Source organism: Rhizobium sp. BK491 (assembly GCF_014194925.1).
Classification (GTDB): domain Bacteria; phylum Pseudomonadota; class Alphaproteobacteria; order Rhizobiales; family Rhizobiaceae; genus Rhizobium.
The window spans coordinates 1-12,469 of the sequence record NZ_JACIAR010000008.1; the positions used below are offsets into that span (position 1 = coordinate 1).

The 12,469-nt window shown below is 59.4% G+C and carries 13 protein-coding genes and 1 pseudogene; 4 read left to right on the forward strand and 10 right to left on the reverse strand.

The genetic code is table 11. From position 1 onward, the window contains the following. Together FHX05_RS25430 and FHX05_RS25435 are read left to right on the forward strand one after the other, a co-directional pair. A pseudogene (locus tag FHX05_RS25430) lies at window positions 1–78 on the forward strand (IS6 family transposase); the annotation flags it as partial. 126 nt (window positions 79–204) lie between these two features. Then, entirely contained in the window at window positions 205–750 is a 546-nt protein-coding gene (locus FHX05_RS25435) for a hypothetical protein (protein WP_183715394.1), read from the forward strand. A 30-nt stretch (window positions 751–780) separates the two neighbouring features. Here the strand turns inward: FHX05_RS25435 and FHX05_RS25440 are convergent, their stop codons facing one another. After that, a complete protein-coding gene (locus tag FHX05_RS25440) occupies window positions 781–1,122 on the reverse strand; it encodes a helix-turn-helix transcriptional regulator (protein WP_183715515.1) in 342 nt (113 codons plus the stop codon). 330 nt (window positions 1,123–1,452) lie between these two features. Between FHX05_RS25440 and FHX05_RS25445 the strand changes: the two genes are divergently transcribed. Together FHX05_RS25445 and FHX05_RS25450 are read left to right on the forward strand one after the other, a co-directional pair. Beyond that, window positions 1,453–1,746, forward strand: coding sequence for a hypothetical protein (locus FHX05_RS25445; RefSeq protein WP_183715396.1), 294 nt, complete (start codon window positions 1,453–1,455; stop codon window positions 1,744–1,746). 9 nt (window positions 1,747–1,755) lie between these two features. Then, window positions 1,756–3,099 (forward strand): hypothetical protein, encoded by a 1,344-nt coding sequence (locus FHX05_RS25450; RefSeq protein ID WP_183875344.1) that lies wholly within the window; start codon window positions 1,756–1,758, stop codon window positions 3,097–3,099. A gap of 308 nt (window positions 3,100–3,407) precedes the next feature. Here FHX05_RS25450 and FHX05_RS25455 read toward each other — a convergent pair whose 3' ends face one another. From FHX05_RS25455 to FHX05_RS25495, 9 genes are all read right to left on the reverse strand, one after another. After that, window positions 3,408–3,593 (reverse strand): hypothetical protein, encoded by a 186-nt coding sequence (locus tag FHX05_RS25455; RefSeq protein ID WP_183875346.1) that lies wholly within the window; start codon window positions 3,591–3,593, stop codon window positions 3,408–3,410. A gap of 9 nt (window positions 3,594–3,602) precedes the next feature. Continuing rightward, entirely contained in the window at window positions 3,603–6,407 is a 2,805-nt protein-coding gene (locus tag FHX05_RS25460) for a type IV secretory system conjugative DNA transfer family protein (RefSeq protein WP_183875348.1), read from the reverse strand. Then, entirely contained in the window at window positions 6,376–7,425 is a 1,050-nt protein-coding gene (virB11, locus tag FHX05_RS25465) for a P-type DNA transfer ATPase VirB11 (protein ID WP_183875350.1), read from the reverse strand. The genes FHX05_RS25460 and virB11 overlap by 32 nt, the downstream gene beginning before the upstream one ends. Further along, on the reverse strand, window positions 7,422–8,744 hold the full coding sequence (gene virB10 / locus FHX05_RS25470) for a type IV secretion system protein VirB10 (protein ID WP_183875352.1): 1,323 nt from the start codon (window positions 8,742–8,744) through the stop codon (window positions 7,422–7,424). Before virB10 ends, virB11 begins: the two co-directional genes overlap by 4 nt. Before the next feature lie 9 nt (window positions 8,745–8,753). Then, a complete protein-coding gene (locus tag FHX05_RS25475; protein WP_183715408.1) occupies window positions 8,754–9,587 on the reverse strand; it encodes a TrbG/VirB9 family P-type conjugative transfer protein in 834 nt (277 codons plus the stop codon). Further along, window positions 9,584–10,312: a type IV secretion system protein gene (locus tag FHX05_RS25480; protein ID WP_246699099.1), complete on the reverse strand. Its 729-nt coding sequence runs from the start codon at window positions 10,310–10,312 to the stop codon at window positions 9,584–9,586. Before FHX05_RS25480 ends, FHX05_RS25475 begins: the two co-directional genes overlap by 4 nt. Before the next feature lie 65 nt (window positions 10,313–10,377). Beyond that, entirely contained in the window at window positions 10,378–11,451 is a 1,074-nt protein-coding gene (locus tag FHX05_RS25485; protein WP_183715412.1) for a type IV secretion system protein, read from the reverse strand. Continuing rightward, window positions 11,427–11,669, reverse strand: coding sequence for a hypothetical protein (locus tag FHX05_RS25490; RefSeq protein ID WP_183715414.1), 243 nt, complete (start codon window positions 11,667–11,669; stop codon window positions 11,427–11,429). Before FHX05_RS25490 ends, FHX05_RS25485 begins: the two co-directional genes overlap by 25 nt. Further along, entirely contained in the window at window positions 11,666–12,457 is a 792-nt protein-coding gene (locus tag FHX05_RS25495) for a conjugal transfer protein (protein WP_183715416.1), read from the reverse strand. Before FHX05_RS25495 ends, FHX05_RS25490 begins: the two co-directional genes overlap by 4 nt. Window positions 12,458–12,469: the final 12 nt, after the last annotated feature.

Sequence of the window (12,469 nt, forward strand, 5' to 3'; positions counted from 1 at the left end):
AAGCGCCAACTGCAGGACGCTTACGCTGCCAACCCGTCAATCTCTAATCAGGTTGAGAGCCTGGCTGCCGCGTTCTGAGCAGCCGTGGCAATCGGGCGACGCGACTACCTCAAATTTTGCAACAGAACCACCCGGTGTGCTCTCCTTTGCTAAAATTGAGGGCGCCTGGAGGCAAATCCAATGAATACCTCGAAGGAGCGGACAATGAGACAGGGACTGATGTTGGCTGCAATCATGGCCGGATCGGCCTTCGCGCCATCGGGAACGCCCGTAAGGGCCGACGAAGCGTCCTGGGGATGCCAGGTTCTGCTTTGCGCCGCGTCACAGAATCCGTCCTGGCACGGGGTTCCCTACTGCGTTCCGCCCATGACAAAGCTCATCGCGGCGATGAAGGAGCCGGGATTTTCGTGGCCTATTTGCCATGAAGCCAATGCCGGCAAGCCGGGACGCGAAACCTACGAAGATTGCCCGTCAGGCACCACGGCTGGCAGCAGTTCGCAGACTGGCAATGGTTGGAGCAGTGAGCCTGACCAGTGCATCAGAACTGTTGATATTTGCCGAACTCCCGGTCAGCGCGCTTCCGACGGCAACCAGAGCCGTGTCGTGATACGAAGGAGCTTCGGCGATCGCGGCGATAGCTGCATCCAGCAGATCGCGACGCCGCGGCCGCGTCGTGCAGACCCCTATTACTTCGATATCCCTAACAAACAAGGCGTGAAGCAGAGGTTCTGGTTCAACCTGAACCATTAATCCGCGTCGAACCAGTGTCACCGGAAGAACTTACGTCGGATCGGCGGTTGTTTTCTTTTTCCTTCGACGGGCTCGCCACGCGGCGATCCGAGCAAGATCACTTTCCGAGATTTTGAACAAATCCTCAATCGTGACATTCCACTCGCGCTGCATCTTGTCGAGGGTCGACAGCTTGACATCCCGCATGCCGCGGGTGACTTGCGACATGTACGCTTCCGACACGCCAAGTTGGTCGGCGAGATCCTTGTTCGTCAACCGCCGTTGAGCCTTCAACCGCATCAGACCGATGGCGAGCCGTTCCTGGAAAGAGAGAGACGTCAGGTCGATTGCATTCGAAACTTGGTCGGCGCCATCGTTCTTCAACCGCGACATCGAACGACACCCTCGCGCGGAGTTCTCATCAACGCGCTCCCGACCCATACGGGCAGACAGCCAGGCGCATGAGCGCGCCGACGGTCACGGGGATGTTTCAAAGTTCTACCGCTCATCCGATGCATCAGGCTGTCCAGAGACCAAAAAAGTTAAGCGTTAACGTTCTCATCTTCGTGTGCGACTTCAATACACCGCAGCGGGCAACCTGTGCAAGCGGCCCCCGAAGCCTCTCGAAGTGGACAATTATTCTCCTTGTAGACCTATCTCCGATTGCTCCAAACTTTAACTGCGGTTAAATTTTTGATCTGTTTCCTATGAATGGAGAACACGATGGGATCGCTCGAACGGTTTGGCTATCGGATCGACCCGCGGCGACTAGGAATGGCGATCCTATTCCTGGCGCTCGCATTCGTCGCCGCTCGGATCGCTTTTCGAGACAGCATGACCTTGGGCTATGCGATGGTCATCCCGACCTACATCTTCCTTTCGGTCGCTATTGAAGGTGCTCGGTCGGCGAGAAGCAGCTTTCGGGGCATTCGCGGTTGGGCGGAAACGACCTTTGCTCTCGCTTGCTCCGCGTGCGTCGGATATCTCGGCTTCAGCCTTTGGTCGATCGGGTATTAATGGCGCATCATGCGTATCGTGGTTCGCAACAGCCCGACCCACCCACTAGGAGAGCTGGATGAACGCGAAGCTATCGCTTTGCGCGCCTGGTACGGGAATGCAGCCACCAAAGAGGATGAAGCGATCGCGCTTGCTATAGTCCGCCGCGTCAAGGTGATGAATGGCTGGATCGAATGTGATTGCCTAGAGGCACAGCATCAGCCACTGCTTGCCCCAATCCAACAGGAACGCACGTTCACGCTGCGGCGGCTGACGCCGAAGGACAATGCGCCCGGCCGGCATGAGGAGCGACCAAACCACGCCCTCGCCTGTCCGTTCCACGTCGACAAGGACGCCAGTCCCGCCCTCATTGACCGCGGCTACCATCTTCGACCCCTGCCCAGGTCCAAGCGTTCGTACATTGATGCCCTTCCTGCCATTCCTAATCGCCTGGCCGATGTCTCAGGGGATGATCCCTCCCGCTCGAGCGAACGAAATGACCGACCTTCCAGACTGGGTGGCGTGCTATGGCGGATGCTCGATAGGGCGGGTACGAACGTGATCCCGCCGCTGCAGGATGACGTTGATTTCACGCTTGCCAATCAGTTGTCACGGCTGCGTTCCGCTTCCCGTGAGCTGAGGGTGCTCAGGATCTGGACGCTGAACGCGCTTCTATCGACTTGGGGACCCGACTATTGGAATCCGGAGAGCCGCTGGCAGCAACTGCTTGCGACCTCGCGCGGCGACTGGCCCGAGGGACTTCGCCGAACCGGCTTCATGCTGTTGTTTTCGACCAGTGTTTCCACACAGGCCATCATGCCGGCATCCACCTCGCGGACAATCGATATCCTCTCCAAGGTGCGCCAGCCGCTTCGGGGGGACCCGGCAAGCCGAGGACCGTTCCTGACGCTGCTGAACGTGGATTTTCAGGAGGACGATGAAGGCCCGGTTCGGGCTGTGCAAGCCTACGCCCAGCCGGTCTATAACGGCGATACGCTCTTCCCCGTCGAGTCCGGATTTGAGCGTCACGTTTCCCATCTGCTTTTCTGGCTTCAGCAATCGCTCTTCGATGCTGCTCCAGAACTGCGGATCTCCATTATCAAGCCCCTCTTCGCCATGGAAACACCCATCGGCCTTTGCAGGCCAGACTTTGTATTGGAGATTGCCTATAGAGATCAGCCACCGCGCAGACTGCTCGTCGAGGCCCTCGGGATGGAGACCGAGGAATATCGGCACGCCAAGGAAAAAACGATCCCGCGAATGAAGTACCTTGGGCCGATCTTCGGGATTTTTCCAGAGGATCTTACCGAAGCGAATTCCGAGCGCACCGGGCGCCGGCTGCAGGCGTGGGTCATCGATAAACTGGGCGGCTGAAACTGCGGCGCAACTGTTGGTCGATGATCGGCGTAGGAGATGGTTGGGCGGCGGGGTTCGCCTTCTGCTATGCCTGTGCCGAGCCGCCATCAAGCTCGGATTCGGCTGCCTTGAGCAGAGCGAGCTGAGCACGAGATCCGATCTCCGGCGGGCAGTTCCCAAACATGGTGGACACCAGCTCTTCCGCGAGTTCGGCAATCGTCGCGTCAAGTGGGTGGGAAACAGCCGGTCCAGGTCATTTGCATCCGCTCCCCGGCGTTCGAGTTCGGCCTTAATAGCGCGCTTTTCCACTGCACGCTCCTTGACCATCAGCCAGAGGCCAGCGTTAGCTCTGGCTGCCGCAACAATCCGCTCGACAACATCGTCTTTAAAGAGATCTCGAGTTGCGAGGTATCTGATTTCGCCCACGGAATTTTCCTCCTTTTGTCGGCTCTGACTAAAACCGGCAAATACCGCTCCGGCGTGGTAAAGCGGAAAGCCGTTTTTTGGCGCATGCTTTTCGCCTACATAAACCGGTCTTCGGCGTCGTCGTCTTGCGGCCCCTCTTCGTGCAGCGGATCGCGGGCACGATCGGCAAATTCGCGCAGAAACGCTTTTGAGCTATCCTCGGTCAGGCGCTCAGAGAGGGTTCCGATCAAGAGCTCGACGTCTGCGTTCAGCTCCATTGGATCAAACGAGCCGGCGTCCGCCTGCTCAAAGATTGCGTCGTTCAAGGCCTTGATGTCCGAACCGAAAGCGCCACGGACGTCCTGGCGCCGCAGGATGGCTGACGCCGGGAGATTTTCAGTCTCCTCCTGAAAATGCGAAGCGCGTGGCGCTCGATTCCGAGGTCCGCGCGGAGAGCCCGGATAGACACTGCGGTCCAACTTTGCCTGATCTATCTCGATATCGACGTCGTCAATCTGGACGGGGCCGGAAGCGCGCGTCGCGTCCCCATCCCCTTGGCGACCGCCTCTCGGAGAAGATTGCTTTTTCTGCGCCGGTGTCTTCTCGTCATCTCGAAGTTCTTCTTCCGTCCGTCCAGCCTCGCGCATTTCGTCGAGGTCCAGACGCTGACGAAGCTCATCAAGCGACGAAATATAGACGTGACGCACGCCGTCCTTGACGATGAAGCGAATGCTCTGTGGCTGCTGTGGCCGGTTGACGACGGCCAAATCGATCTCCATCCCAGAGGCCGGCGAGTTGTTCTCCTTTCTCCGTGGTGACGCGGTTCCAAGCTGCGGCGCGCCGGGCATGAGGGCTTCGCTGTCGGCAATCGTCCATTCGACCGGCTGTATGCATGGTTTGGTCACCGGCCTGAACTTCCGCACCTTCGAGAACATCCGCTCGCGGCCGGAATCGAGTTTCATAATGCGCATGAGCTGCATGCCGGTGACCTGGAGCACCGCCTCCTCCGGTTTCATCATCATCAATGTGTTGACGGGAAGCAGGTCGACTGACACCGGCACCTTCGAGATCGAACGCTGCCTGCGACCATGGCGATGGGAGTAAGAGGACTGCTCGACCCATTCCGTCGTCCTGCCGGCTGCGGCCGAGACGGCGGCCGCGTCCTCCTGGTTCTGGAAGTTCATGAACAGCTTGATCGTGGACGCGCCCATCAGGATCTTTTGCCCGGACCGCTGATACAATCGTTCGAGCTGCGCACCGTCCTGCAGGATAAAGACGAAACGCACACCGTTCTTGCGGATCAATGGCGCAAGCGTCAGAACGGTGTCTATGCGCCCGCCATTGCCGAACTCGTCGAGCATCATCAGCACTTCGTGCTCGCCGTTCCGCAACGGTCCCATCTGCACGAGCTTGTCGGCCATTTGTTGGATGAACATCGAAATCAGCCGTTCGTAGATCTGCATCGCATTCCAGTCGGCCTGAACGAAGATCACCAGTTTCCGCTTTCTGATCGTGTCGATCGGGATCGTGGTGATGGAGGTCAGCGCTTCGACCAAGGGGTTCTGCAGAAAATTGAGCTTTGCGACGATCTCTGCCGCGATCCCCTCGCCCAGCTTTTCATGCCGGCCCGCGAACTTGGTCAGCTGCATGCGGGTCTGATCGGAAAGAACGGTCTCGTAGTTCTCCAGGAGCTGGATGATCGCCTTGCGCTCGTCCGACATCGAATTGAGGATGCGGTAGAGCTCGCTCAGCGATTTTCGGGTGTCCGGGCATTCGAGCACGAAGCCAAGCATGGCCGTCAGCAATATCCTGGCGCTCTCTTCCCAGAAGTCGGAGGAATCGGAGCGCAGACGCTCTGGCAACAGCATCTGTGTCAGCTTCTGCAGGTCGGTGATGCGCTGGTTCGGGTCGGCGCTGATGAGGTCGAGAGGATTATAGCCGTCGGTAAATTTCGATCCCGGCGCCAGCAGGAAAATCTCGTAGCCCTGGTCTTTGAGATAACCCGACGTCTCCTCGAACAGCTCACCGCTCATATCGAGGACCATCTGCGATCCCTTGAAACTTATCATCGTCGGAATGACAAAGCCGCGCGACTTGCCCTGTCCCGGCGAGCCGATGACCATCACATGCTGGTCGCCGTCGTTGCGCAGAAGAAGGCCCTGCTTGAGGCCGAGGACGATACCGTGCTTGTCGCGCAGCCGAAAATCGGCGGCATCCTTCAACGTCGCCAATCGCGCCTTGCCCATGATCATGCGCTGGCGTTTCTGGATCGCCGCCCCGATTGGAAACCCAACCAGGGCTCCAGCACCCGCCAGACCGGCGAGAGCGGCGAACACAGTCTGTCGCGAGGGCCGCTGAAAGCTACCAGACGCGTCGGTGTAACCAAAGGGCGCCTGATACATCGCCGCAAGATGAGCGTCAAAATAGTCCGCTACTCCGGCGAACCCACCGGCCTTGCTTGCAACGAGATAAAAGACGATTCCGTAAACAATGACGCCGGCATAGGCGCCAGCAAAGATCAGCGCCGTATGGGCAATCAGGGTGAACATCGACCTCACATGCAGCAGGTAGAGGATTTTGCGCGACAGGGCCCTGCCGCCTTTCAACATCCAGAGGCTCAGCAGGAAAAACAGAAACGGCGAGGCCAGGACCAGAGCCAGGATCGAGAGCCCGACAGTGTTTCGCGCGCGGATAACCGACCATGTGTAGGCAATACTGTCGAGACCGGGTGCCTGGGCAACATAATCGTAATAGGATGTCGATCCGAAGGATGTGACATAGGCGTCGTAGATTAGCGTGAAGAACAGCAACCATATCATCACGGCGCCGAGAACGGCGACCGGGAATGTGAAGGCCGAGACCTCCTGAAACTTCGTCCACTTCGGACGTTCAGCCTCTGCGTCCGTGGATACGTTTGCCATCTTCGTCTACCTCGTCTGCAAAATAGATCTCGCTGACACCGCGGCCGCCGGCGGCATCGCTCTTCTTCAACTGGACCACGATCGGGATGATCGAGCGGATGTAGCGGATGATATCGTCGCGCTCCATGCGGACATTGCTGTTGAGCACCAGCGTCGACAGTCGATTAAAGGCATGATGTGGGGAGTTTGCGTGGATGGTCGACATCGAGCCCGGATGACCGGTGTTGATCGCATTCAGGAAATCGAAAGCCTCGTCGCCGCGTAGCTCGCCCATGAAGATCCGGTCTGGCCTGAGCCGCAGTGCGGAAGCCAAAAGGTCTGTCATCGTGACCCTAGCCTCGCCCTGGGCGCCCTTCGAGACCAGCAACGAGACGACGTTTTCCTGGCGCGGCTCGAGTTCGGCCGTATCCTGCATGAGGATGAAACGCTCATGGTTTGGGATCGCCGTGAGCATCGTATTGAGAAATGTCGTTTTGCCGGTGGAGGTGCCGCCGGAGATCAACATGCTGCGATGATTGGCGGCCGCGAGCTCCAGAAACGCACGCGCTTTCCCAATACGCAGCAGGCGCGACAACTCGATATCGACATCGTCGATATAGTCGTCTCCTGTTACCTTGGTGAAGCGGAAAGCGCCCGCTTTCTCATAATCGTCGAGATCGAAGCGCCGGATAAACTGCTTGCGGATCGAAAACGCGTGTCCGGTGGCGGAGGTCGGATTGAGCACGAACTGGACGCGCTCGCCGTTGGTGAGCGTTGCCGAAAGCAGCGGATTCTCAGCATTGATGGTCTGCTTTGTGAACGAGGCAGCGCGGGACGCCATATGGCGGATCGCCTCCTGATCAAGCCCATCGATCTGTTGCCTGATCATGCTGAGCTGGCCGATCCGCTCGAGCCAGATTTCGTTGCTGCGCTGGCAAGAGATCTCGACCACGGTGGGATCGTCGAGGAAGGGCCTGATGGGTTCAAGCGCCTCGGAAAGAAAGTGCTGCTCGGCGGAGATCGACGGGTGCGCGTTCATTTGCCCACCTTCTTTCGACGCAGGCGTTCGAACGCCTCGCGCACCGGGTCCGGATAAAGATCCGAGAAATCGAGGTCACGAGTAACAAATACGGTGATGTCGGACCCTTGAGCGATGTGGATCGTCGGGCGGATGTTGCGGCTGTCCTGGAAAGCCTCGCTTGCGAGCTGTTGAATACCCGACGCGATCGTCTCCGCAGCAATCTCGCGCGCCCGATCCTGCGAGGTGGTTCCGTTATTCTGCGGAATGCTGGTCACGCTTCCGTCCGTGTTGACCACCGTGATATTTCGATCCTGTTTCTGACCGAGTTGAGCAATGTATTGGGTGACCCCGCCGATCATCGTCATCAGCGCCGGTGGCCCGAATCGCTCCCAGTATTTCCGGTCGACGACACCTGTCATGCCGGAGCGGCCGAGACGATCCGTGCCGTAAGAGCCAAGCTGGACAGAAACACCGTCGCCACGGATCATGCGCGTCCACACGATGAACAGGCGCTCCTGCCCGCGTTCGACACCGGATTTATAATCGCCGATCAGTGAGGAGCCGGCAGGAATGAGGACCCGGCGGCCGTCGAAGGAGTAGACATCCTCCCGAACGATCGCTTTCACCATACCGGCGAGATCCGAATTGATCGCCGTCTCCAACGTGCCGCGGATCATCGTACCCTGTGGGATCCAGGCATCAATACGGCGGTTCTCGGCGGCAACCGACACCTGTACCCCCTGCCCTCCCATGGCCTTCAGGAAGGCGCGATCGCCATCGACAGCACCGCCCGCATCCGAGGCTCCGCCGGCGGGCGTGCTTGTCGAGCCGTTCGCGCCGAACAATCCGGCTCCCGTGGCGTCGGGCGAAGCGCTTGCGGCCCCGCCTACGCGTTCCGACTGATCGAAGACGACAGCAGTGGAGCGCACGCGCTCAAGCAGTTTTGCCTGCCGGGCGAGCTCGATGCACTTAGGATCGTCAGGATTTTTGCCTCTCGTGCAATCGACATCGACCGGAGGCGTTATCTGGGCCGGCGCCGGCGGCGGGGGTGGCGGAGGGGGTGGCGCCTCCGGCACCTGCACCGTCGGCAAGGGCGGCGGCGCTGGCGGATTGAAGCCTTCGTTTCTAGGCGCTTGCACCGGGCGGAACTCTTCATGCGGCGTATTGTCGATCGCCGGTTCCCGCTCGCCGCCGGAGAGAAGGAAATAGAGGACCACGCCAACGCCGGCGATTGCCACCACCACGGCGACCGGCCGCATCAGCCCGACCCCGGAGCGCCTCACCTGACCGCCAATCGCGGTATCGGTCTCGATCGAATGATAGTTCGGATCAGACATCGTGCCTCCCTATCGAGATTTTGATGGTGAGCTGGCACCAGCCGAGCCAAGGCGCTTCGGCGCCACGGCACCCTCGATCGGCGCCAGCACATCGGCTGGAGCGGTCCTCAGATTGAACAGGCAGGTCTCGTTCTCGGTGCCAAAACGAAGCGTCCACTGCCGCGAGACCGTGTCGATAACGATGTAGTCGGCCTCACGGCGATAATTGACGAGGCTCTCTCGCCGTTTGGCATCGACGATGAAGATCGCCGGCAGGTCGCCGGTGAACTTCATGAAGGTCTTCAAGCCGTCATCAAACACCCACAAGGGCTTCGCGGCATCGCTACCCTTGAAGCCATAGTCGTAATTGACCTTGTCGCGACGGATGTTCTTGATGTTGGGATTGCGTTCGGCATCCTGGGCTTGTTTCCAAAGCTCGGCCGTGCCCTTGAGGCCGGCATCTTCCGGATAAATGAACCGCAGCTTGAAGGTCTGGTTCTGGATCGACTTGCTGTCGTTGACCTCGAGGTCGAACGAGTAGGTCCGCTTCGTCGTCACCACAGAGAGGTTCGTCGGTGCGTCCTTTTCCATTGGCTTCAGGGTGAGTGAGCGGCGGTCGGCCGATGTCAGGATCTGCCAGGAAACCGTGTCACCCGCGACCACCTGGGTGACCTCTTCGTCCGCACCGAAGAGGATGGTCGTCACCATGCCGTAAGTTCCGGTGACGACGAAGACCTGTTCGGCCGAATAGGGCAACGTCCGAACCCGCGGATCGAGCCGGCCAGGCCGGGCGATCAATTCCGCATGAACCGAAGAAGCCGCCAGCAGCAGTGACAGCGTTATTCCGACGCACGCTCGCCTCATGGGACGAGCCCCGACGGCATGGTCTCGGGAACCTTGACATATTCGGTCACGACGAAGCCAAGGGGATTGTAAAGCCGGACCCTGTTGCTGGCTGGGAGATTGATCTGGCGGTAGCGGACCGTCGCCGACCAGCGATTGACGACGTCGCCGCCGCGCCGGCGCTCCCTGGTCTCGAAGCGCACCGCCATGGTCGTTGCGTTGAGCGGATTGACGGACAGGATTTCCGGCCGGATCTCGCCCGTGGTTCCCATGGTCTTGACCGGACCTCTCGGATTGGAAGGGTTCATCATTTCCGAGTAGTCTTTAAAAGCCGGCGAATCCGGGTCCGACCAAAGGGCGATCATGTCGAAGTTTTCCGAGAGGTAGCGGGGATCGTAGGTCTCGCGGCGGATGACATAATTACCCACAAACGAGGCTCGGACGGCCTGGATCTCCGAAACGTTCGATCGGTCCTTATCGAGCGTCGTCACCGTTTCCATGTAGCCGGTGTTCTTGTCGACGATCAGCGGCACGACCTCGGTTCGCACGAGCGGGAAGAGCTGTGCGACGGAGAAAGACAGCACGCCGGCGACGATCCAGCCCGCCACCGCAAAGACCAGCAGGATGAGACCGATCAGGGTCCGCAGGGACCGGTTCTTCTCCCCCCATGAGAGGTGTTGATCGTAGATGTCTTGCGGGCCGGGGACACGATCGGCCGGCGCCGGCTTCAATTGCCTTTTGAACAATACCAAATCTCAAACCTCGAAGTCGCAATAGGTAAAATGTGAACGTTATCCTCGCAGCCGATGCGTCATTCGCTGTTGCGACGGCGATTGGTGAGCATGCGGCCGAGAGCGCCGGCGCCCGCGATACTGCCGCGGCCTGCAAGCGCCGCAGCGGTGACGGCGCCTCGAGGACCTGCTAGCGTGCCGAGCGCTATGGCCGCAGCCTGTCCAGCACGGGAATTGCTGGAGGATAGGCGCCTGCGGGCGGTATTGTAGGCGGTGTCGACGCCACCTCCTCCCGGGACGCCGGAGAAGGCCGCGCCGTAGGCGAAGGTCCGCGCAAAATCCGGCACCTGGAAGATGAAATAGGAGATCAGCGCCAAATAGAGCACCATGGCGAGGACGATCGCCAACGCATTTTCCTTGGTCGCCATGTCGCCGTTGATCGTGTCCATCATGCCGATCAGGAACCCGAACGAGAGGCCAGCCATGATGTAGGTGAAGAGCAGCATGAACATGCCGTAGGCGACACCCCTCACCCAGGCATCAAAGACGAAGCGGGTGATGCCGAAGAAATAGCAGAGAATTGCGATCGGACCGATCGCCAGCATGACGGCGGTGATCATCTTGGCAAACAGCGTGACACCGGTGAGGATCAGCAGCATCGGCAGGAGGCCGAAGACCAGCACGATGAAGACGACGACAGCGCCGGTGACATTCGGCAGCCAGCCGGACTCGTAGGAATTGAAGAGCTGCATGGCAAAATCGTAGACCTTGCGCGCCATCGAGGCGACTTGTTGGGCGATGTCCGCACCGGCCGATTGACCGCCCATCGCCGAGGATATGGCCGAGCCGAGATCCTGCGGCGCCGATAGCACGAACTGGCCGATATTGTCGTAGAAGAGTGCCCACGACATGATGAGCGTATAGGCGAGCGTGATCTTGAAGGCGGTGATCGCCATGTCCTGAAGGGAAACGCTGGATAGTCCGAGGGCGCCCCAGAGGAAATAAAGGATCAGGAAGATCGCCAGGATGCCTGAAACGAGGTTTCTGTTTTCGGCAAACAGCCCCCAGGCCCGCTCCAGCGACGCCTCGTTGATCTTGTCGAAATATCGAAGCGCATCGCCATAGAAGTTTATCGCGTAGCTGACGGGATCCATGTCTCTTCCTGAAAATTATTGACCGGTCGCATCGGGCCGCAATCGTCCTTGAGGGCATCCGCGAGCGCATCCTCAGCGGTGGTGGTCGTGGGCTCGGATACCAAGCCGAGAGCCGGGACCGGATTTTCGTCAGCCGAGCATTTCGCCAGCTGTTCGTGCTTCCCGGCGCAACCGGCAAGGGCCGCGAGGCTGACTATCAGCACGAGAACCGCCTTCACTGGTTCTGGTCCTCGAATGCCTTCAGCTGATCCCGAACGGAGGTGCCTTGCGGCTGCGTCCCACCGTCACGCATGACGCTGTCGGGTAGAGGCGCGAAGGTTTTGAGGTTCTGCGATGACGTTGCGAGGGCCGCTTTATATTGCTGGTTGAGCAGCATAACCTGGTTGTTGAGTGAGCCGACTGCTTCATTGGCGGTCTGATTGCCCTGAAGCACCATCTGGGTGTTTTGCTCCAGAGCTCCCTTCAGGTCCTTCGCGGTTCCGATCTGCTGGGTGGCCTGCATGAAGGAATTCTGCCGGTCCTTGGTGGCGCTGTTCATCGCGTCGGTCAGCGCAGTCAACGTCGTCAGCGCGTTGATGCCCTGCGAATAGGCCTGATTGGCGCCCGAGAGCTCACCGCCCTTAACGGTATCGACCACCATCTTCACCAGGTTGAGGCCGTTGATCAGCTTGGCCGCGGTATTTTGAAACTGACCGCCGATTCCTCCGAACACGGCCGCGTTGCTCGACAGCACCGTGCCGAAATCCGGTGCCTGTCCCATGGTGAAGCCATTGCCGGTCGCGAGCTTGGCGAATTGGCTCGCATCCTGCGTTCGATCGCCAGTGATCGCCTGCAGAGTTTTCGTGGTGTTGTCCTTGACGACCGAGGTGTCCTGCTGGATCTCGGACGACAGGCGCTTGATGTCCTCGCTGATCGAGATGTTTTCCGAGTCCTTGACCGGGACTTGCGCATAAGCCTGAGGGACGGAAACAATGGCGAGGGTCACTGCGATCAGTGCTGTCTTCATGTGCCTAACCTC